Source organism: Actinacidiphila glaucinigra (genome assembly GCF_035918135.1).
GTDB lineage: Bacteria > Actinomycetota > Actinomycetes > Streptomycetales > Streptomycetaceae > Actinacidiphila > Actinacidiphila glaucinigra.
The window spans coordinates 4,172,039-4,192,500 of the sequence record NZ_CP109144.1 but is presented as its reverse complement, the minus strand read 5'-3'; the positions used below and the strand labels follow the sequence as shown (position 1 = coordinate 4,192,500).

General features: G+C 70.4%; 18 protein-coding genes and 2 rRNA genes (1 of these 20 cut by a window edge). 15 read left to right on the top strand and 5 right to left on the bottom strand.

The features are described from left to right. Window positions 1-2,290: ribosomal RNA gene (locus tag OIE69_RS18580) — 23S ribosomal RNA — on the top strand; it begins 832 nt to the left of the window's first position. A 98-nt stretch (window positions 2,291-2,388) separates the two neighbouring features. Beyond that, a 5S ribosomal RNA gene (gene rrf / locus OIE69_RS18575) occupies window positions 2,389-2,505 on the top strand. Window positions 2,506-2,559: 54 nt separating this feature from the next. Here the strand turns inward: rrf and OIE69_RS18570 are convergent. Then, entirely contained in the window at window positions 2,560-3,600 is a 1,041-nt protein-coding gene (locus OIE69_RS18570) for a hypothetical protein (protein WP_326573000.1), read from the bottom strand. 121 nt (window positions 3,601-3,721) lie between these two features. Between OIE69_RS18570 and OIE69_RS18565 the strand changes: the two genes are divergently transcribed. Genes OIE69_RS18565 through OIE69_RS18555 form a run of 3 tightly spaced genes read left to right on the top strand, consistent with a single transcriptional unit; the run spans window position 3,722 to window position 6,762 of the window. Then, window positions 3,722-4,369, top strand: a complete 648-nt coding sequence (locus tag OIE69_RS18565; protein ID WP_326572999.1) for an HAD family hydrolase — start codon at window positions 3,722-3,724, stop codon at window positions 4,367-4,369. A 43-nt stretch (window positions 4,370-4,412) separates the two neighbouring features. Continuing rightward, entirely contained in the window at window positions 4,413-5,636 is a 1,224-nt protein-coding gene (locus OIE69_RS18560; protein WP_326572998.1) for an MFS transporter, read from the top strand. Continuing rightward, window positions 5,587-6,762, top strand: coding sequence for an acetoin utilization protein AcuC (locus OIE69_RS18555; protein WP_326572997.1), 1,176 nt, complete (start codon window positions 5,587-5,589; stop codon window positions 6,760-6,762). Before OIE69_RS18560 ends, OIE69_RS18555 begins: the two co-directional genes overlap by 50 nt. A gap of 32 nt (window positions 6,763-6,794) precedes the next feature. On the opposite strand, the gene OIE69_RS18550 is transcribed toward OIE69_RS18555, so the two are convergent. Beyond that, window positions 6,795-8,378 (bottom strand): GMC family oxidoreductase, encoded by a 1,584-nt coding sequence (locus tag OIE69_RS18550; RefSeq protein ID WP_326572996.1) that lies wholly within the window; start codon window positions 8,376-8,378, stop codon window positions 6,795-6,797. 115 nt (window positions 8,379-8,493) lie between these two features. On the opposite strand from OIE69_RS18550, the gene OIE69_RS18545 reads away from it, so the two are divergent. The 5 genes from OIE69_RS18545 (at window position 8,494) to OIE69_RS18525 (ending at window position 12,315) form a co-directional block, all read left to right on the top strand. Further along, the gene (locus OIE69_RS18545; protein WP_326572995.1) at window positions 8,494-9,309 is read left to right on the top strand and encodes a phosphatase; all 816 of its coding nucleotides are present in this window, start codon (window positions 8,494-8,496) and stop codon (window positions 9,307-9,309) included. Between the two features lie 128 nt (window positions 9,310-9,437). Next, window positions 9,438-9,650: a helix-turn-helix domain-containing protein gene (locus OIE69_RS18540; RefSeq protein ID WP_018558718.1), complete on the top strand. Its 213-nt coding sequence runs from the start codon at window positions 9,438-9,440 to the stop codon at window positions 9,648-9,650. A gap of 107 nt (window positions 9,651-9,757) precedes the next feature. Then, entirely contained in the window at window positions 9,758-9,856 is a 99-nt protein-coding gene (locus OIE69_RS18535; RefSeq protein ID WP_003948845.1) for a 30S ribosomal protein bS22, read from the top strand. A 177-nt stretch (window positions 9,857-10,033) separates the two neighbouring features. Continuing rightward, window positions 10,034-11,086 carry an NAD-dependent epimerase/dehydratase family protein gene (locus OIE69_RS18530; RefSeq protein ID WP_326572994.1) on the top strand — a complete coding sequence of 351 codons (1,053 nt, stop codon included), beginning with the start codon at window positions 10,034-10,036 and terminating at the stop codon, window positions 11,084-11,086. A 26-nt stretch (window positions 11,087-11,112) separates the two neighbouring features. Next, the gene (locus tag OIE69_RS18525) at window positions 11,113-12,315 is read left to right on the top strand and encodes a lysophospholipid acyltransferase family protein (RefSeq protein ID WP_326572993.1); all 1,203 of its coding nucleotides are present in this window, start codon (window positions 11,113-11,115) and stop codon (window positions 12,313-12,315) included. Window positions 12,316-12,409: 94 nt separating this feature from the next. Here OIE69_RS18525 and OIE69_RS18520 read toward each other — a convergent pair whose 3' ends face one another. The 3 genes from OIE69_RS18520 to OIE69_RS18510 form a co-directional block, all read right to left on the bottom strand. Further along, window positions 12,410-13,600, bottom strand: a complete 1,191-nt coding sequence (locus OIE69_RS18520; RefSeq protein ID WP_326572992.1) for a DUF5667 domain-containing protein — start codon at window positions 13,598-13,600, stop codon at window positions 12,410-12,412. Window positions 13,601-13,816: 216 nt separating this feature from the next. After that, window positions 13,817-14,611: an ECF subfamily RNA polymerase sigma factor, BldN family gene (locus OIE69_RS18515; protein ID WP_026250935.1), complete on the bottom strand. Its 795-nt coding sequence runs from the start codon at window positions 14,609-14,611 to the stop codon at window positions 13,817-13,819. A 307-nt stretch (window positions 14,612-14,918) separates the two neighbouring features. After that, a complete protein-coding gene (locus tag OIE69_RS18510) occupies window positions 14,919-15,839 on the bottom strand; it encodes an HAD family hydrolase (RefSeq protein ID WP_326572991.1) in 921 nt (306 codons plus the stop codon). Window positions 15,840-15,948: 109 nt separating this feature from the next. Between OIE69_RS18510 and OIE69_RS18505 the strand changes: the two genes are divergently transcribed. The 5 genes from OIE69_RS18505 to hemC all read left to right on the top strand — a co-directional run bounded on the left by OIE69_RS18505 (window position 15,949) and on the right by hemC (window position 20,350). Next, the gene (locus tag OIE69_RS18505; protein WP_326572990.1) at window positions 15,949-16,245 is read left to right on the top strand and encodes a glutaredoxin family protein; all 297 of its coding nucleotides are present in this window, start codon (window positions 15,949-15,951) and stop codon (window positions 16,243-16,245) included. A gap of 115 nt (window positions 16,246-16,360) precedes the next feature. Continuing rightward, the gene (locus OIE69_RS18500) at window positions 16,361-17,062 is read left to right on the top strand and encodes a 3'-5' exonuclease (protein WP_326572989.1); all 702 of its coding nucleotides are present in this window, start codon (window positions 16,361-16,363) and stop codon (window positions 17,060-17,062) included. Window positions 17,063-17,193: 131 nt separating this feature from the next. Next, entirely contained in the window at window positions 17,194-17,964 is a 771-nt protein-coding gene (locus OIE69_RS18495) for a redox-sensing transcriptional repressor Rex (protein ID WP_326572988.1), read from the top strand. Beyond that, window positions 17,961-19,385 (top strand): glutamyl-tRNA reductase, encoded by a 1,425-nt coding sequence (locus tag OIE69_RS18490; RefSeq protein WP_326572987.1) that lies wholly within the window; start codon window positions 17,961-17,963, stop codon window positions 19,383-19,385. Before OIE69_RS18495 ends, OIE69_RS18490 begins: the two co-directional genes overlap by 4 nt. Then, on the top strand, window positions 19,382-20,350 hold the full coding sequence (hemC, locus tag OIE69_RS18485) for a hydroxymethylbilane synthase (RefSeq protein ID WP_326572986.1): 969 nt from the start codon (window positions 19,382-19,384) through the stop codon (window positions 20,348-20,350). Before OIE69_RS18490 ends, hemC begins: the two co-directional genes overlap by 4 nt. Window positions 20,351-20,462 lie beyond the last annotated feature (112 nt).

Sequence of the window (20,462 nt, the reverse complement as noted above, 5' to 3'; positions counted from 1 at the left end):
ACCGAACCCACCAGGGTTGAAAACCTGGGGGATGACCTGTGGTTAGGGGTGAAAGGCCAATCAAACTCCGTGATAGCTGGTTCTCCCCGAAATGCATTTAGGTGCAGCGTCGTGTGTTTCTTGCCGGAGGTAGAGCACTGGATAGGCGATGGGCCCTACCGGGTTACTGACCTTAGCCAAACTCCGAATGCCGGTAAGTGAGAGCGCGGCAGTGAGACTGCGGGGGATAAGCTCCGTGGTCGAGAGGGAAACAGCCCAGAGCATCGACTAAGGCCCCTAAGCGTACGCTAAGTGGGAAAGGATGTGGAGTCGCACAGACAACCAGGAGGTTGGCTTAGAAGCAGCCACCCTTGAAAGAGTGCGTAATAGCTCACTGGTCAAGTGATTCCGCGCCGACAATGTAGCGGGGCTCAAGCGTACCGCCGAAGTCGTGTCATTGCAGCATTACTCCCAACGGAGGCTGTGATGGGTAGGGGAGCGTCGTGTGCCGGGTGAAGCGGCCCTGTAAGGGAGTCGTGGACGGTTCACGAGTGAGAATGCAGGCATGAGTAGCGATACAAGAGTGGGAAACTCTTGCGCCGATTGACTAAGGGTTCCTGGGTCAAGCTGATCTGCCCAGGGTAAGTCGGGACCTAAGGCGAGGCCGACAGGCGTAGTCGATGGACAACCGGTTGATATTCCGGTACCCGCTTTGAAGCGCCAGCGCTGAACCCTCTGATGCTAAGCCCGTGAAGCCGCCCTTGATCTCTTCGGAGTGATGGGGAGTGGTGGAGCCGGTGACCCGAGGTGGTAGTAGGTGAGCGATGGGGTGACGCAGGAAGGTAGTCCAGCCCGGGCGGTGGTTGTCCCGGGGTAAGGGTGTAGGCCGAGTGGTAGGCAAATCCGCCACTCATTGAGGCTGAGACCTGATGCCGAGCCGATTGTGGTGAAGTGGATGATCCTATGCTGTCGAGAAAAGCCTCTAGCGAGTTTCATGGCGGCCCGTACCCTAAACCGACTCAGGTGGTCAGGTAGAGAATACCGAGGCGTTCGGGTGAACTATGGTTAAGGAACTCGGCAAAATGCCCCCGTAACTTCGGGAGAAGGGGGGCCATTGCTGGTGAGGGGATTTACTTCCTGAGCTGGTGGTGGCCGCAGAGACCAGCGAGAAGCGACTGTTTACTAAAAACACAGGTCCGTGCGAAGCCGTAAGGCGATGTATACGGACTGACGCCTGCCCGGTGCTGGAACGTTAAGGGGACCGGTTAGCTCCATTTCGGTGGGGCGAAGCTGAGAACTTAAGCGCCAGTAAACGGCGGTGGTAACTATAACCATCCTAAGGTAGCGAAATTCCTTGTCGGGTAAGTTCCGACCTGCACGAATGGCGTAACGACTTCTCGACTGTCTCAACCATAGGCCCGGTGAAATTGCACTACGAGTAAAGATGCTCGTTTCGCGCAGCAGGACGGAAAGACCCCGGGACCTTTACTATAGCTTGATATTGGTGTTCGGTTCGGCTTGTGTAGGATAGGTGGGAGACTGTGAAGCGGTGGCGCCAGCCATTGTGGAGTCGTCGTTGAAATACCACTCTGGTCGTGCTGGATGTCTAACCTCGGTCCGTGATCCGGATCAGGGACAGTGTCTGGTGGGTAGTTTAACTGGGGCGGTTGCCTCCTAAAGAGTAACGGAGGCGCCCAAAGGTTCCCTCAGCCTGGTTGGCAATCAGGTGTTGAGTGTAAGTGCACAAGGGAGCTTGACTGTGAGACTGACGGGTCGAGCAGGTACGAAAGTAGGGACTAGTGATCCGGCGGTGGCTTGTGGAAGCGCCGTCGCTCAACGGATAAAAGGTACCCCGGGGATAACAGGCTGATCTTCCCCAAGAGTCCATATCGACGGGATGGTTTGGCACCTCGATGTCGGCTCGTCGCATCCTGGGGCTGGAGTCGGTCCCAAGGGTTGGGCTGTTCGCCCATTAAAGCGGTACGCGAGCTGGGTTTAGAACGTCGTGAGACAGTTCGGTCCCTATCCGCTGTGCGCGTAGGAGTCTTGAGAAGGGCTGTCCCTAGTACGAGAGGACCGGGACGGACGAACCTCTGGTGTGCCAGTTGTCCTGCCAAGGGCATGGCTGGTTGGCTACGTTCGGGAGGGATAACCGCTGAAAGCATCTAAGCGGGAAGCCTGCTTCGAGATGAGGACTCCCACCCCCTTGAGGGGTTAAGGCTCCCAGTAGACGACTGGGTTGATAGGCCGGATGTGGAAGCCCAGTAATGGGTGGAGCTGACCGGTACTAATAAGCCGAGGGCTTGTCCATAGGTTGCTCGCGTCCACTGTGTAGTTCTGAAACAACGAACCCCGGCCCCCTGCTGTTTTGTGGGGTGGCTGGTGCCGGTTCGTACAGTTTCATAGTGTTTCGGTGGTCATAGCGTTAGGGAAACGCCCGGTTACATTCCGAACCCGGAAGCTAAGCCTTTCAGCGCCGATGGTACTGCAGGGGGGACCCTGTGGGAGAGTAGGACGCCGCCGAACAATTATTGGCCTCAGCCCCTGAGTTTCGACTCGGGGGCTGAGGCTTTTTTGCGTTCAGCGCACTCCGGTCCAGATGACCGGCTTCAGTACGTCGTCGCGGACGGCGCAGCCGCCCACCCTGCCGTCGTCCGCGGCGGCGAAGGCATCCGCGTCGCCGTCCTCCTGGAGGCGGGGCAGGGCGCGGATCGGGCCCGTGCCGGTCCAGAACTCGGCGGTGCCGGGCGGGTATCCGGGAGGAGAGCCGAAACTGGTCGGGGCGCCGCCGACGACGAGGCCCGTGGTGGGGCTGACCGCACGGAAGTAGCCCTCGTCGTAGTAGCCCGGCAGGCCGGGGACCCGTACGCCGTCCGCGGTGTACGGCGCGTCCCAGTAGGTCTCGTACTGGCTGTCGGAGAAGAAGTCGCCGGCGCTGCCCACGATGCGGCCATGGTCGTCGACGGCGGCGGGGGCGTACGACACGCCCTCGGGAAGCTCGGTGGGCATCAGGCGTTGAGCCGGCCCGGCGGTTCCGCCGGGCCAGACCACGGCGCCGTTGGTGTCGGTGCCGACGACCGTGCCGGCGTTGTTGATGCCGACGGCGCTCGTCACGTGGGCGAACGGACTGGAAGACGGCAGTTCGCGCTCCACGGCGGTGCGGTGCCAGACGTACGCCGTGTGGTTCTCGCCCGTGCCGACGATGCGGCCGTGGTCGTTGACGCCGTTCGCGGTGAGGCTGTTCGGGAGGATCCTGGCGGTGCGCCAGCCACGCCGGTAGCTGAAGCCGACGGCGTGGCCCGGTCCGGGGAAGAGCACGGTGCCGGCCATCAGCCCGTGCCGGTTGACGGCGCGGACCTCGCCGGTTCCGAAGCCGTACCCGGCCGGGAACGGGACGCGGTGGACGGTGCGTCCCGTCCAGTACACCGGGACGTTGGCGCTGGATCCGCCCGCGAGGCCCGCGCGGCCCAGGGCGTGGACCTGTCCGTTGCCGCCGGGGAGTGTGTCGAGGACGCGGATGCGCGGTCCGGCCGCGACCGCGGCGGCGGCCGCGGAGGAGGCAGGGGCGACGAGAGCGGTCAGGCCCGCCCCGGTGAGTGTGAGGAAGCTTCGGCGTCTCAAGGATCTCCCCTCCCGCCGGGACGCGGTGCCCCGTCGGCCGTCCATGATGGGCGAGAGGCGCCGGCGGACGGGCGGATTCAGCCCGGACCGGCCGGATCCGGTGCCCGACTACAGTGGGGCGGTGCGCTACGACCTGGTCATCTTCGACAACGACGGCGTGCTCGTGGACAGCGAGCCGCTCTCCAACCGCATCCTGGCGGGCCTGCTGACGGAGCTGGGCCACCCCACCACCTATGAGGAGTCCGTCCGCGACTACATGGGCGCGGCGATGCACCGCGTGCACGACCTGGTGGCGGAGCGCACGGGGCAGCGGCTGCCGGAGGACTTCGACGCCACGTACTACGCGCGGGTCTTCGAAGGCTTCCGGCGTGAACTGGAGCCGGTGCCGGGCGTGGTGACGCTGCTGGGGAAACTGGCGGCGGACGGGGTGCCGTACTGCGTCGCGTCCTCCGGCAGCCACGAGCGGATCCGGGTCGCGCTGAAGACGACCGAGTTGTACGGGTACTTCGGCGAGGAGCGGATCTTCAGTTCGCAGGACGTGGGACGCGGGAAGCCGGCGCCGGACCTGTTCCTGCACGCGGCGCGCACGATGGGCGTGGCGCCGGAGCGGTGCGCGGTGGTGGAGGACAGCCCGCTCGGTGTGCGTGCCGCGGTGGCGGCCGGGATGGACGCGTACGCGTTCACGGCGATGACGCCTGCGGAGAAGCTGGCGGGGGCGCGGGAGCTGTTCGCGGACATGGCGGAGCTGCCCGCGAAACTGTTCGTGTGATCGATCTACCCGTCCGTAGCCCGCGGCCCTACGCTGCACGCTCATGGAGGGCTTCGACGGCGGTTTGCGTCATGGACGGGCCTCGTTGGCCGTCGGTTTCTTCGCGCAGGGGGCGGCCTTCGCGCTGCTGGTGACCCGGATCCCGGCGCTGCAGGACCGGTACGGCGTCAGTGACGCGCTGCTGCCCGCGTTCCTTGCCGCGGTGCCCGTGCTGGCGGGCGTGGGGAGCGTCGCCACCGAGCACCTGGTGAAGCGGGTGCGGCCGAGCGTGGTGCTGCGCTGGGTGCAGCCGGTGGTGTGCCTGGCGCTGCTGGGCGCCGGTGCGGGCGACGCGCTGTGGCAACTGGCGGCGTCGCTGGCCGTGTTCGGGATATGCGTCGGCGCCCTGGACGCGTCCATGAACATGCTCGGGGTGAGCCTGCAGCGCGCGTACGGGCGCAGCATCATGCTGGGCTTCCACGCCGCGTACAGCCTCGGCGGCATCCTGGGGGCGTCGCTGGCCTGGGCGGGAGCGCACTGGCACCTGTCGCTGGCGGTGCTGTACGGGCCGGTGGTGGCGGTGCTGATCCCGCTGACGCTGGTCGCGAGCCGCTGGTACGTCGACCAGAAGACGGAGGCCCGGGGCGGGGCGGCCACAGCCGCCGAGGCTCCTGTGGCGATGCGGCTGCTGCTCCCGCTCTGCCTGGTGATGGCGTTCGCGTACATCGGTGACTCCACCGTCTCCAACTGGAGCGCGAAGTACCTGCAGGACGTGCTCGGCGGCTCCGAGCAGCTGGCCACCGTCCCGTACAACGTCTACATGGTCACCACCCTGCTGGGCCGCTCGGTCGGCGACCTCGGTGTGCGGCGGTTCGGGGCGGCCGCGGTGGTGCGCACGGGCGCGCTGGTGGCGGCGGCGGGCTTCGCGGTGGTCGCGGCCGCGCCGGGCGCATGGGTGGGGATGGCGGGCTTCACGCTGCTGGGCCTGGGGCTGTGCGTGATCGTGCCGCAGACCTTCGCGGCCGCCGGGCGGCTGTTCCCGGGGGCTTCGGACACGGCGATCGCGCGGCTGAACATCTTCAACTACGTGGGTTTCCTGGTCGGTTCCCCCCTGGTCGGGGCCCTGGGTGACGCCTGGAGCTACCGGGGCGCGATGCTCGTGCCGATGGTGCTGGTGGCGGCGACGCTGCTGTACGCCCGCTCGTTCGGGACGGAGCCCGCCCGATACGGTGTCGACCATGAGCGGCCGCGCACAGCTGATGTGGGACGAGCAGGTAACGGGCTATGACTTCGGTCGCGGCCACCCGATGGACCCGGTGCGGCTCGCACTGACCATGGGGCTGGTCCGGGCCCTCGGACTGGACCGGGCGCTCACCGTCACCGCGGCCCCCGCGGCCGGAGACTCGACGCTGCGCCTGGTGCACGACGCGGAGTACGTGGCGGCGGTGCGCCGTGCCTCCGCCGACCCCAAGGCCATGACGGAACTGGCGTACGGCCTCGGCACCGAGGACACCCCGGCGTTCGCGGGCATGCACGAGGTCTCGGCGCTGATCGCGGGCCAGTCGGTCGGGGCGGCCGAGGCGGTGTGGCGCGGCGAGGTGGCGCACGCGGTGAACTTCGCGGGCGGGCTGCACCACGCGATGCCCGGGATGGCCTCGGGCTTCTGCGTCTACAACGACGCCGCGCTGGCCGTCGCCCGGCTGCTGGAGCTGGGCGCGGAGCGCGTCGCGTACGTGGACGTGGACGTGCACCACGGGGACGGCGTGCAGACCGCCTTCTGGGACGACCCGCGCGTGCTGACGATCTCGCTGCACGAGCACCCCCGCACGCTCTTCCCGCAGACCGGCTGGCCGGAGGAGACCGGGGGTCCGGCGGCGGAGGGCGGCGCGGTGAACGTGGCGCTGCCGGCCGGCACCGGGGACGAGGGCTGGCTGCGGGCGTTCGACGCGGTCGTCCCCGAGGTGCTCGCGGCCTTCCGGCCGCAGGCGCTGGTGACCCAGCACGGCGCGGACACGCACTTCGAGGACCCGCTGGCGCACCTCGCCGTGAGCCTGGACGCGCAGCGGGCCGTGGCGGAGGCGCTGCACGGCCTGGCGCACGAGCACGCCGAGGGCCGGTGGGTCGCCCTGGGCGGGGGCGGTTACGCGGTGGTGGACGTGGTGCCCCGGACGTGGACGCACCTGGTGGGCATCGCCGCGGGGCAGCCGGTCGCGCCGGAGACGGCGACGCCCGAGGAGTGGCGGGCGGAGGTGTACCGCAGGACGCGCCAGATGGGGCCGCTGCGGATGACGGACGGTCGCGACGCGGCGTTCAGCGGTTTCCACGACGCGGGGTACGACCCGGCGGACCGGCTGGACCAGGCGATCCTGGCGACCCGGCGGGCGGTCTTCCCGCTGCACGGGCTGCTGCCCTAGTGAGGCGCGACCGGATCCCCGCGAGAACGGGGTCAGGCGCCGGCGCGCAGGAGCCGCGCCGCGCGTTCCGCGATGGCGTAGACGGTGGCGTCGGTGTCGGCGGAGACCGGGCCCGGCATCACGGACGCGTCGGCCACGCGCAGGCCGTCGACGCCGCGGACCCGCAACTCGGGATCGACGACGGCGTACGCGTCGGTGCCGATGCGGCAGGTGCCGGCGTAGTGGTTGCAGGAGCGCAGGTTGCGGCGGAGGTAGGCGCGCGCTTCGGTGGCGCCGGTGGTGTCCGGGCCGGGGAGGACCTCCTCGCCGTACCACTTCGCCAGGGCGGGGGAGGCGGCGAGCTCCCGGGCGGCGTCCAGGCCCCGCGCCATGGCGTCGAGGTCGCGGACGTCTGCGTAGTAGCGGGGGTCGATGAGCGGTGGCGCGCCGGGGGCGGTGCCGGAGAGCCGGACCGTTCCGTGGCCGTGCGGCGCCATGAGGGCGACCATGATCGTCCAGCCTTCGCCGACGGCGGGCCCGGGCAGGCTCTCCTCGCGGATCGGGACGTCGGAGATGTGCAACTGCACGTCGGGGCCCGGAGTTTCGGGCCCGGTGCGGATCAGGCCCTGGACCTCGCCGTGGTTGTTGGCGCCGGGCGGAACGGGGCGGGCGGATCGTACGACGACGCCGGAGAGCACGTGGTCCAGCAGGTGGGAGCCGACGCCCGGCAGATGCACGGCGGTGGGGATGCCCCAGTGGCGCAGGTGGTTGCGGGGGCCGATGCCCGAGAGCATGAGCAGCTGCGGGGTGCCGACCGCGCCCGCGGCCAGGACGACCTGCCCCGACGGGGAGCGACGGGCCGTGCGGGGCTCGCCGTCGACGGCGTACTCCACGCCCGTGCAGCGGTCGCCGGCCAGGAGCACCCGGTGCGCTAGGGCTCCGGTGGCCACGTGGAGGCCCGGTTGGTGCAGCGCCGGGCGCAGGTATGCCGTGGCGGAGTCCTGGCGTACGCCGTCGGCGATGCTGAGGTCGCCCCAGCCGAACCCCTCCTCCAGGCCGCCGGTGAGGTCGCGCGCCTCGCGATGGCCCGCTTCGAGCGCGGCGCGCAGGAAGTCGCGGGCGAGCGGGTGGCGGTCGGTGGCCGGGCCGACCCGCAGGGGGCCGTTCATGCCGCGCAGTTCCGGGTCGCGGTCCGGGACGCCGGTCAGGTCCTCGCTGCGGCGGAAGCAGGGCAGCAGGTCGTCCCAGCCCCAGCCGTCGGCGCCCTCGGCGGCCCAGGCGTCGTAGCCGGAGCGGTGGCCGCGCAGGAAGTTCATGGCGTTGACGGCCGAGCTGCCGCCCAGGCCGCGGCCGCGGGGCCACGGTACGACGAGGCCGGTCTCGGTCTGCGGCACGGTGCGGTCCGCCCAGTCGAGCCGGGTGCCGAGCAGGCTCGGCCAGGCCGCGGGGACGGAGACCCGCGGGGGGCGGTCGGCTCCGCCGGCCTCGAGGAGCAGCACACGGGCCGCGTCGTCCTCGCAGAGGCGGGCGGCGAGCACGCATCCCGCGGTTCCCGCCCCCACCACGATGTAGTCGAACTCGTCTGCGCCGGCGGAGGTGTCGGCAACGGGGACCCTCCCGTCGCTTTCGCGCGCCATGCCTGAATTGTACGGAGGGCTCCGCCGGGAGCGCCGACCCGAACAACCGCCCCTCGGGAGTGATGTTCGGGCCGTTCCGGCACGTGAGGGGGACGAGGAGGGTCACCATCGGCACGTGGTGACTGTTGCCGCGCTGCGGGCGCATCTGGTGGGGGCGGGGATCGCGGGGGTCGTGGCGACACCGCGGGAGAAGAGCCTGCGCAGCTATCGGCTGTTCGTGGCGGGCGATCCGCGGCAGACCCTGGGGCTGGAGCCGGCGCGGCCCTGGACGCAGTCCGGTCTTCTGCGGTTGATGGCCGACCGATGTGGGGTTTCGCCTGACCCGGGGCACACTTCCGGGCAGGATGTGATCGACCCGGACCGCACGCTGGCGGGGCTCGAGGCCTTCGCCGTCCGGCTGAAGGAGGCCGCGCAGCGCAGGGAGCCCGTACTCATCGGTACTGGTCACCCGCATCGTCTGCTCGGGTTCTACGCCGGATTGGCGGCCGCCCTGTCGGCGGCGGGATGTCCTGTCCTCACCCCATCGCATGGCCGATGTATCGACATGGCGACGCAATTCGGCCTACGCACGTACAACCTCTGGTACGTAGGGGGAGTCGCGACGGTCCGGGATGCGCCGGGTGAGGGCGCCCGTGGTGCGCCGGCGGTACACACGCACTCCCCGCTCCCGGTTCGGGCCGCGCTGGCCGGCGCGGCAGGACGCGGGGGGCTGCTGCCGAGCCTCGTGGTGGGAGACCACGGCTGGGTCTGCGGAGCAGGTCAGCTGGGCATCGAGGCCATCGGACTGGCCGATTCGGACGACCCGGCGGTTTTTGTGGCCGAGACGGAGGGCAGGGTCTCGGCCGTGGTTCCGCTTGATGACGCTGTGCGGTCCGATTACTACCGACCGCTTACGCGCTATGTACTCAATCGAGCGTGTCTGTCACAGTAGTCAACCGATCGCTACTCCTCTTCCCCACTTGCATCATGCGCACCTAATCTGGGGAGGAGCGCACGTGCGAGAGGGAGTCACCGGAGGGGAAGCCGGTGCCCGTCATGTGCGGAAGGTTCAGGTGTGTCATGGCTTCAAGCGAGAGGCCTCTCAACGAGGTCGTGTTCCTGACCGTGGCAGAGGTCGCCGCGGTGATGCGAGTTTCCAAGATGACCGTGTACCGGCTGGTGCACAGCGGTCATCTGCCGGCGATCCGGGTGGGGAGGTCCTTCCGGGTGCCGGAGCAGGCCGTCCATGACTATCTTCGGGAGTCCTACGTGGGGGTGGGGGAAACTGCCTGACGACCGCCTCGGTTTCTGCTCGGCGCTTGCGGACGGGTAGGCTGAGCCGACGTAGGTCGTGTGGGCTCGGACGCCCCGCACCGAGTGAAAACGAAGCGAGGGTAGTCGTGGGCTCTGTCATCAAGAAGCGGCGCAAGCGTATGGCCAAGAAGAAGCACCGCAAGCTGCTGAAGCGTACGCGTGTGCAGCGTCGCAACAAGAAGTAAGCGAGCTACGCGTCGCACTTCGCTGCCCTCCCGCCCCCACGGACCGTGGGGGCGGGAGGGCAGCGGCGTTCCCGGGGGCCGGGCCCTCCTTGACGGTGCCCGTACGTTCGGGCGTCATCACGGCGCAACAACGAACCGATACGGTGCGTACATGCGGTGCGAGGGAAGGCGCTGATCTTGGGCAAAGTGGTGCTGGTGACCGGAGTCGCCCGCCAGCTCGGCGGCCGGCTGGTACGACGTGTGATGCGCGACCCCGACGTCGACCGGGTGATCGCGGTCGACACGATGCCGCCCACGCACCAACTGGGCGGCGCCGAATTCGTCCGTGCCGACATCAGGCACCCGATGATCGCGAAGGTGCTGGCGGAGCACTCGGTGGACACGGTGGTCCACATGGACGTCAGCGGCACGCTGCCCGGTCGCAGCAGCCGGACCGCGGTCAAGGAGACCAACGTCATCGGCACGATGCAGCTGCTCGGCGCCTGCCAGAAGGCCCCGACGGTGCGCCGCCTGGTGGTGAAGTCCACCACGAGCGTGTACGGCTCCGCGCCCCGCGATCCCGCGGTCTTCACCGAGTCCATGCCGCCCAAGTCGCTGCCCAGCGGCGGCTTCGCCAAGGACGCGGTCGAAGTCGAGGGATATGTGCGCGGCTTCGCACGGCGCCGCCCGGACGTTGCCGTATCGGTTCTGCGGTTCGCCAACATCCTGGGCCCGCGGGCCGACACGCCCCTCGCCGAGTACTTCGCGCTGCCGGTGCTGCCGACGGTGTTCGGCTACGACCCGCGGCTGCAGTTCGTCCACGAGGACGACGTCATCGACGTTCTCATGCTGGCCCTGCGCGACGAGCGCAACGGGACGATCAACAGCGGCACGTTCAACATCGCCGGTGACGGGGTGCTCCTGCTGTCGCAGACCGCGCGACGGCTCGGGAAGCCCACGGTGCCGGTGCTGCTGCCCGCGGTCACATGGGTGGGGCAGATGCTGCGCACCGCCGGCGTCACCGACTTCTCGCGCGAGCAGATCCGGTTGCTCACCCACGGCAGGGTCGTGGACACCACGCAGATGCGCGAGACGCTCGGTTTCGCCCCGAAGTACACCACCGCCGAGACCTTCAGCGACTTCGCCCGCAGTCGCGGCCCCGGCCTGCTGCCGCCCGATCGGCTCGCGGAGGCCGTCGACCGGCTCGCCGCGCTGGTCCCCGCGGGCGGCCCCCGAGGACTGAGCTCGTGAGCACTGCTGCGAGGAGGAACCGCACCATGGCGGACGCCAAGGTCATCCCGTTCGACGAGGACACGCGGACGCGGAGGGGGGCGCCGCGCTCGCGCGGGCGCGCCGCGGCCCGCGGCAAGGCGGGCGGCGACGCCGGGAACGCGGTGGCCGCGCTGCCGGTCGAGGAGCGGACCACGCGTGCCGCGGACGAGGCCGACGCCGTTCAGGGCGCCGTGACGGCCTCCGCGGACACCCCGGGCACCGGTGGTGCGGATGGGGCGTCCGAGGGCGCACAGGCCGCTCCGGAGGGCGCTGAGGGGCATCCCGGCGGCACCCCGGGCAGTACTCCGGGAGGCCCGGGCGGCCCGCTGGCGGCGGCGCTCGGCTCCGCCGCGGACCGGCTGCTGGGGGCACCCTGGGAGCGCCGGGTGGCGCACGGCCTGGCCTTCCTGCGCCGCCGGATCACCGGCGACTACGAGGTCGACGACTTCGGCTACGACGAGGAGCTCACCGACCAGGTCCTGATGTCGCTGCTCCGGCCGCTGTACGAGTCGTACTTCCGGGTCGAGGTGAAGGGCATCGAGAACATCCCGGCCGAGGGCGGCGCCCTGGTGGTGGCCAACCACTCCGGGACGCTGCCGATGGACGGCCTGATGATGCAGGTCGCCGTCCACGACCACCACCCCGCGGGTCGGCACCTGCGACTGCTGGCGGCGGACCTGGTGTTCATGCTGCCGCTCGTCAACGAGCTGGCCCGCAAGGCCGGGCACACCCTGGCCTGCGCGGAGGACGCCCAGCTGCTGCTCGAACGCGGTGAGGTCGTCGGTGTGATGCCCGAGGGCTTCAAGGGGCTGGGGAAGCCCTTCTCCGAGCGCTACAAGCTGCAGCGCTTCGGGCGGGGCGGTTTCGTCGCGACCGCGCTCAAGACCGGGGTGCCGATCGTGCCGTGCTCCATCGTGGGCGCGGAGGAGATCTACCCGATGATCGGCAACGCGAAGACGGTGGCCCGGCTGCTGGGCTTCCCGTACGTCCCGATGACGCCGACGTTCCCGTGGCTGGGGCCGCTGGGCATGGTGCCGCTGCCGACGAAGTGGACGATCCAGTTCGGCGAGCCGATCCCCACGGACGGCTACGCGCCGGAGGCGGCCGAGGACCCGATGCTGGTCTTCAATCTGACCGACCAGGTGCGGGAGACGATCCAGCACACCCTCTACAAGCTGCTGGTGCAGCGCCGCTCGGTGTTCTTCTAGAGCTTCGGCCTCCGGGGCTGCCGCCGGCTCGCGGGGGCCGGAACCCGTGGTGGGCCGGGGCGTGACGCTCCGGCCCACCACGTGAGGTGCCTGCTCAGTCGTCCCTGTCGTCCTCGGCGCTGAGCCCGAGGCCCGGGAGCAGTCCGGGCAGCAGCGGCGGGAGGGTGACCGACGGCTGGGTGCCGTCGCCGCCGGGGTAGCTGCCGCTCGGCGTGGGGTCGAGCAGATCGCCCGTGCCGCCGATGAGGCCGCTGTCCGCGCTGCGGGAGGCCGACGGGCTGGCCTTGTCGCCGCCGCGCTCGTCGGCCGAGCCGCTCGCGGAGCCGCTGACCGAGGGCGAGGGGCCCCGGGTGCCGCCGACGGAGCGGTTTCCGCCGCCCGGGACACCGCGGCCGTCACTGTGGCCGGCGCCTGTGTCGGGCGGCAACAGCTTCTGCAGCGGCGCCACTTCGTCCTCTATGGCGTCGAAGACGGAGGTGACCTTGTTGCCCACGTCGTCGAGCCGGGAGGGCAGCCGGCCGCGCAGCTCCGTCCAGCCCCTGCGGTGGTTGCTGGAGAACGCGGAGAGCGTCTCGATCGGCCGCAGCGAACCGTCCTTGCGGTACGCGGCGGCGAGCAGCCGATGGCCCTCGGAGGCCTCCTGCTGCATCCCGGACAGCGCCCTGCGGATCTCGCCCACGGACTCGTCGTCGAGATCGCCGCCCCGGCCGCGTTCCATGAGGCGGCGGGCCTCCTGGAGCCGGGTGGAGGCGAGGTCGAGATAGACCTTGCCACGGTCGGCGTCGTCGTCGGCGAGGTTGAGGCGCATGTCCTCCATGCCCCGTTTGAGGCCGTAGAGGGTGTCGCCGGGCAGCGCGTCCGTGCTCGCGGCGGCGACGCCGCCGAGGGCACCGGCCGCCACGCCCACGGAGAGGCCGCCGGCGGCGAGCCTGCGCGACCACGCCGAGCGCGGCTTCAGTTTGCCGAGACCGCGGCCGCCGGCGCGGTGCGCGCCCCGTCCGCCGTCACGCTGTACGGGAACCGTCAGGGTGCCGTCGGCGAGCGCGGCCTCCATGGCCGCGATCAACTGGGCACGCTGGACGGTCTTGGTCTCCGGGTCCAGCATCGGCCGCGGAACGTCCTGCAGGGCGTCCGCGAGGGCCAGGAACGTGTCCTGGTCCGGATCCGCATGCCGGTCCGCGGCGTGGGCGCCGTGCTGTACGCCGGCACCCGTCTGGGGGCCTTCGCCCTCGAGGGCGTCGGCGAAGGCGTTGGCCCGCCGGTGCGCCGTTGGATTCGCGATCACGGGCGGCACCTCCTCTCGTCATCCACCTCGACTCCCCGTAGTGCCTTCAAGGTTGTGCACCTTGAGCCTTTCCACCCGATCGAGTGATCGGAAGCGGGCAGGGCACGGCATTGGGGGGTCCGCATGTGATGCAACGAGTGCCGCCCGAGTTGGGTTACGCAGTCATGATGATCGGACCGTGGAGGCAGTCGCAAGATGAAGATCCATCCATCGCGCTCATCGCGCGTCGTCGGGGAGCAGCCGGGCGAGGGTCCGTACGGCCCGGTACTGCAGGGTCTTGATCGCGCCTTCGTTCTTGCCCATGATGCGGGCCGTCTCCGCGACCGAGAGCCCCTGCAGGAAGCGCAGCGTCACGCACTCCTGCTGCTGGGGGTTGAGCTTGCGCACGGCCCTGAGCAGCGACTCGTTGGACAGCGCCTCCAGGACGCAGTCCTCCGGGCTGGGCTCGACCTCGTTGGCGTCGAGCATCTCCCCGGTGGTCACCTCCAGCCGGAACCGGCTGGACTTGAAGTGGTCGGCCACCAGGTTGCGCGCGATGGTGACCAGCCACGCGCCGAAGTCACGGCCCTGCCAGGTGAAGGTGCCGATCCGGCGCAGGGCGCGCAGGAAGGTCTCGCTGGTCAGGTCCTCGGCGGTGGCCTTTCCCCCGACGCGGTAGTAGATGTAGCGGTAGACCGTGTCGGAGTAGTGGTCGTACAGCCGCCCGAAGGCCTCGGTCTCACCGGCCTGGGCGCGCTCGACCAGGTCCATCATGCGTCCGCTGTCGCTGTCGGCCGCCGGCCGGCGCGGGGTGGCGCCCGTTGACCGGTCGGTCTGCTGGGCATTGCGGGATCGTCTGCCGACCGTGGCCCGGCCGTCGGCCAGCGCGTAGGCGCGGCCGGCGGGCGCTGCCGCCGTGGCGAGTGCGGGGACGGGCACGGCGTACGCGGGGACGACGCGCAGCAGGTGCTCAGCCACCAGTGCGCGCAGCGTAGCCAGGCCAGAGGCGTCAACCCCGGTGTGTGGGTACACGGGACTCCCAGAGGCAGAACTTCCATCACGTGCAGTACGGAACCGTTCACCCGTCGTAGCGACGTGTGGGTACCGGCTTGCGTTTGAGGAGAATAACGCTTCGTACAGGCGACGCTACACCGAGTTGCTGAAATCGTCGGTTCCGCCCACTCTCTGGCGGAATGGTGATCGAGTAATTATCGAACACTGAAACGGTGTTGACCACATAGCGTCGTGAAATGCTCGCGTGGAGAGCGTGTTGTGGCTGTGTGGCTCACCGTGAACTGACGGGGCGCCAGAGGGGGACCCGGGCGTGTCGCCCGTGTCCCTAGCGGCGACGGCGCTGCAGGGCCATCGCGGCGGCCGCACCGCCCGCCACGGCGCCCACGCCGGCGGCCGCCGGGATGCCGATCTTCGCCGCCTTGCGGCCCGTACGGTAATCACGCAGCCGCCAGCCCTTTTCGCGTGCGTGCTTGCGCAGACGCGTATCAGGATTGATCGCGTATGGATGTCCTACGAGCGACAGCATCGGGATGTCGTTCGACGAATCGCTGTACGCGGCGCAGCGCGAGAGTTCGAGTCCCTCCGCGCCGGCGAGCGCCTTCACGGCCTCGGCCTTGGAGGGGCCGTGCAGCGGCTCGCCGACCAGCCGGCCGGTGTAGACGCCGTCGACGTGCTCGGCGACGGTGCCGAGGGCGCCGGTGAGGCCGAGCCTGCGGGCGATGATCGTGGCCGTCTCCACCGGGGCGGCCGTCACCAGCCAGACCCGCTGGCCGGCGTCGAGGTGGGCCTGGGCGAGCGCGCGGGTGCCGGGCCAGATCTTGTCCGCCATGTACTCGTCGTAGATCTCCTCGCCGATGGACATGAGTTCCTCGACGCGGTGCCCCTTGATGATCGTGAGCGCGCTCTCCCGCACCTCCTGCATGTGCTCGGGGTCCTCGGACCCGGCGATCCGGAAGTACGCCTGCTGCCAGGCGAAGCGCGCGAGGTCGCGGCTCCGGAAGAACTTCCGCTTGTACAGGCCGCGCCCGAAGTGGAAGATCGCGGCGCCCTGCATCACGGTGTTGTCCAGGTCGAAGAAGGCGGCCGCGTGCGCATCGCCGGCCACCGGGAACGCGGGGGCGCCCGCCCGGTCGTCCTTCTCCTGCGCGGGTGCCGCGAGTGCGGCCTCCGCCGCGGCCTCGCCGGCCAGCACGCTGCGCGCGGTGGCGGAGCGCTTACGGGGGGTGAGCCATCGCAGAGCGGCCATGGGGCGAGCATAGCCAGTCCGTTGGGCAACTCCGGTGCACCGATGGAGCAGGTGAATGAACTCCTCGCGACGAGGGTGTTACCGCGGGTCGGCGGTTGACGGAGGCAGAATGGCCGGCATGAGCCCTCTGTTCGGGCGTGAAGCCCGCAATGCCCGGAAGGACCCGGCCGGCCGGACGGTGACGCTGATCGCCAAGCCCGGCTGCCACTTGTGCGACGACGCGCGGACGGTGATCCGCAGGGTCGTCGACGACCTGGGCGCGCGCTTCGAGGAGATGGACATCACGCGCGACGAGGAACTGCACGACCGCTACTGGGAGCAGATCCCGGTCGTCCTCATCGACGGCGAACAGCACACGTTCTGGCGTGTCGACGAGGGCCGGCTGCGGCGCGGGCTGGGCGCCTGAGGGCCCTGATGCGACAGGTGGGCGATTTGCGCGTGTTCCTCTGGACGCGGGTGCTCGTTTACCATCAAGGCGTTTTGTGTAACGGCGGGGGTGCGTGAGTAAGGAAGGTGACTGCGTGCTCCCGGGCAGACTTCAGACGCGCGGCGGCTTCGCCGTGGTCGATCTGGAGGCCACCGGTTCCAGTTCGCGGCGCCACCGGGTGGTCGAGCTGGCGGTGGTGCTGCTCGACCGCGACTTCGGGCACGAGGGCGAGTTCTCGACCCTCGTCGACCCCGAGGGGCCGGTCGGTCCCACTCACATCCACGGCATCGAGTCCCGCCACGTCGAGGCGGTCGGCGCCCCGCTGTTCGGGCAGATCGCCCCGAGACTGCTGGGGCTGCTGCGGGGCAGGGTGCTGGTGGGGCACAACGTCGGCTGCGACCGCGCGTTCCTGGCGGCGGAGTACACCCGGCTCGGAGTGGAGTTCCCCGTCGTCCCCGAACTGTGCACCATGCGGATGGCCGCGCTGCGCGAGCCCGCGCCGGGCGGCCTGAGCCTGCTGGCGTGCGCCGAGGCCGCCGGGCTGACCGGCTGGACCGCGCACACGGCGCTGGGGGACGCCCGCACGACGGCCCGACTGTTCACCTCGTACGTCCTGGACCACCCGGGTGGACCCGCGCAGGCGGACAAGGCGCTGGGGCGCGCGGCGGCGGTCGAGTGGCCGCAACTGGCCGGGGCGGACGCGCTGTGGGTGGGGCGCCGGAGCGCGGACCGGGCTCCGGCGTGGAACGTTCCGTCGCAGCAGAAGGTTTCTTATGTCCGTAATGGGGGTGCGTGATGCCGGTCACTTCCCCTGGGCAAATCGGACACCATCTTTGTGCACGCGTTCACAAAGACATAGCCTGGCGTCCACGGGGCGGCCCCAACGACGGGTGCCGCTCGCAGCCCAGCTCTACCCGCAGGAGCATCGTGGCAACTGGCCGAACTCACCGACCGGCGACCCGCAGCCGAGGGATTCCCGAGGCCACCGTCGCCAGGCTCCCGCTGTACCTGCGGGCCCTGACCGCGTTGTCCGAGCGATCGGTGCCCACCGTCTCCTCGGAGGAACTCGCGGCCGCCGCCGGTGTGAACTCCGCCAAGCTGCGCAAGGACTTCTCCTACCTCGGTTCCTACGGAACCCGCGGCGTCGGATACGACGTCGAGTACCTCGTGTACCAGATCTCCCGTGAACTGGGCCTCACCCAGGACTGGCCGGTCGTCATCGTCGGGATGGGAAACCTCGGGGCCGCGCTCGCCGGGTACGGCGGCTTCGCCTCCCGCGGTTTCCGCATCGCCGCGCTCATCGACGCGGACGTCCAGCTCACCGGCCGGCTCATCGCCGGGTTGCCGGTGCGCCACGCGGACGAGCTGGAGGGCATCGTCGATGACAACCAGGTGTCCATCGGCGTGATCACCACGCCGGCCGGGGCCGCCCAGGAGGTCTGCGACCGCCTGGTGGGCGCCGGGGTCACCTCGATCCTCAACTTCGCGCCGACCGTGCTGACCGTCCCCGACGGGGTCGACGTCCGCAAGGTCGACCTCTCCATCGAGCTGCAGATCCTCGCCTTCCACGAGCAGCGGAAGGCCGGCGAGGAGCTGGAGAGCAGCCTCACGGCGCCTCCGGTGGCGGCCAAGGCGGTCCGCGACGGCGGCCGCCGTCCGGGACCTGACGGGGACGTCCCCGCCGTGATGCCGGCATGAGCCTCCTCGTCGTCGGACTGAGTCACCGCACAGCCCCCGTCAGTGTCCTGGAGCGCGCGGCGCTCGGTGAGGACACCAAGGGCAGGCTGCTGCTGGACGTCATGGCCGCCGAGCCGGCCAGCGAGGCCGCGGTGCTGTCCACCTGCAACCGCATCGAGCTGTACGCGGACGTCGACAAGTTCCACGCCGGTGTCGCCGAGCTGTCCACGCTGCTCGCCACGCACAGCGGCGTCGGCCTCGACGAGCTGACCCCGCACCTGTACGTGCACTACGAGGACCGGGCCGTCCACCACCTGTTCTCGGTCGCCTGCGGCCTGGACTCCATGGTCGTCGGCGAGGGCCAGATCCTCGGCCAGCTCAAGGACACCCTGGGCCTCGGCCAGGAGCTGCACACCGCGGGCCGGTCCCTGAACGACCTGTTCCAGCAGGCCCTGCGGGTCGGCAAGCGCGCGCACTCCGAGACCGGGATCGACCGGGCCGGGCAGTCGCTGGTCACCTTCGGTCTGGAGCAGATGGCCCAGGCCGTCGGCGGCGTGCCCTTCGAGGAGTGGGGCAAGGGCAAGCGCGCCCTCGTCGTCGGCGCCGGCTCGATGAGCTCGCTCGCCGCGGCCACCCTCGCCCGCGCGGGGGCGGGCGAGATCGTGGTCGCCAACCGTACGTTCGAGCGCGCCGAGCGCCTCGCCGAGAGCGTCGGCGGCCGCGCCGCTCCCATGGACGATCTGGCCGGCGAGCTGTCGTACGCCGACATCGTCGTGTCCTGCACCGGGGCGACCGGGCTGGTCCTCACCGCCGACACCGTCGCCCGTGCCACGCTCTCCCGGGCCCTGCGCTCCGGCGGCGAGCCCGTCGCGCCCATCGGGATGCTCGACCTCGCCCTGCCGCGCGACATCGACCCGCTGGTGCACTCCCTGGACGGCGCCCACGTCACCGACCTGGAGACGATCGCCGCGGCCGCGGCCAACGCCCCGATGGCGGCCGACGTCGACGAGGTGCGAAAGATCGTTTCAGCTGAGGTGGCCGCCTTCGGCGCCGCCCAGCGTGCCGCGCACATCACGCCGACCGTCGTCGCCCTGCGCGCCATGGCCGCCGACGTGGTCGCCTCCGAACTGGCGCGCCTGGACGGCCGCCTCCCCGATCTGGACGAACGGCAGCGCGCGGAGGTCACCCAGACCGTGCGCCGCGTCGTCGACAAACTCCTGCACGCGCCTACTGTGCGGGTCAAGCAGCTCGCGGGAGAGCCCGGCGGCGCCGGGTACGCCGACGCGCTGCGCGAACTCTTCGACCTGGACCCCCAGGCGGTCGCCGCGGTCAGCAGGGCCGACTCACCGCGCACAGCGGTGATCCCCTCCGCTGCCGCGGCCGTCACGCCGGTGGCGTCGGCTGCTTCAGCAACGAGTGACTCGAATCGAGGGCGGGCATGACGAGCCCAACCGCACTGAAACTGGGAACCCGGCGCAGCGCGCTGGCGATGGCGCAGTCCGGATTGGTGGCCGAGCAGGTCCGCCGGATCACCGGTCGTGACGTGGAGCTGGTGGAGATCACCACCTACGGCGACGTCTCGCGCGAGCACCTGGCGCAGATCGGCGGCACCGGCGTCTTCGTCTCCGCCCTGCGCGACGCGCTGCTGCGCGGCGAGATCGACTTCGCCGTCCACTCCCTCAAGGACCTGCCGACCGCCGACCCCGAGGGCCTGACCCTTGCCGCGGTCCCGCTCCGTGAGGATCCGCGCGACGCGCTGATCGCACGCGACGGCCTCACCTTCGAGCAGCTGGCCGCCTCCCCCCGGGGCGCCCGCATCGGCACCGGCTCGCCGCGCCGCATGGCGCAGCTGAACGCCTGGGCCCGCTCGATGGGGGTGCGCGTCGAGACCGTGCCGATCCGCGGCAACGTCGACACGCGCATCGGATACGTTGCCTCAGGCGACCTCGACGCCGTGGTGCTCGCCGCCGCCGGACTCAGCCGGCTGGGCCGCCTCGCGGAGGCCACCGAGCTGATCTCCCCCGACATCGTGCTGCCCGCTCCCGGACAGGGAGCGCTGGCCGTCGAGTGCCCTGCGGACGACGCAGGGCTCGTCTCCGTGCTCGCCGAGCTCGACGACCCGTTCACCCGGGCCGCCGTGACCGCCGAGCGCGCACTGCTCGCCGCTCTCGAGGCCGGTTGCTCCGCGCCCGTGGGCGCGCTGGCCGACCCCGTCGTCGACGGGCACATCACCGAGCTGCGCCTGCGCGGTGTCGTCGGGACCACCGACGGCTCCTCGCTGGTGCAGATGTCCATCACCGGTCCGACCCCCGCATCCCGGGACGAAGCCGTGGCCCTCGGCCACGAGCTCGCCGACGAGATGCTCGCCAAGGGCGCGGCCGGTCTTATGGGGGAGCGCGAACTTTGAGCCCCACCGCCGCCGCAGCGACCAACACGACCGCAGGCACCACCGCGGCCGGGCCGGCAGGACCGGCAGGCAGGACGGGTACCGCGGGCACCGCGGGCCACACCGGGACCGC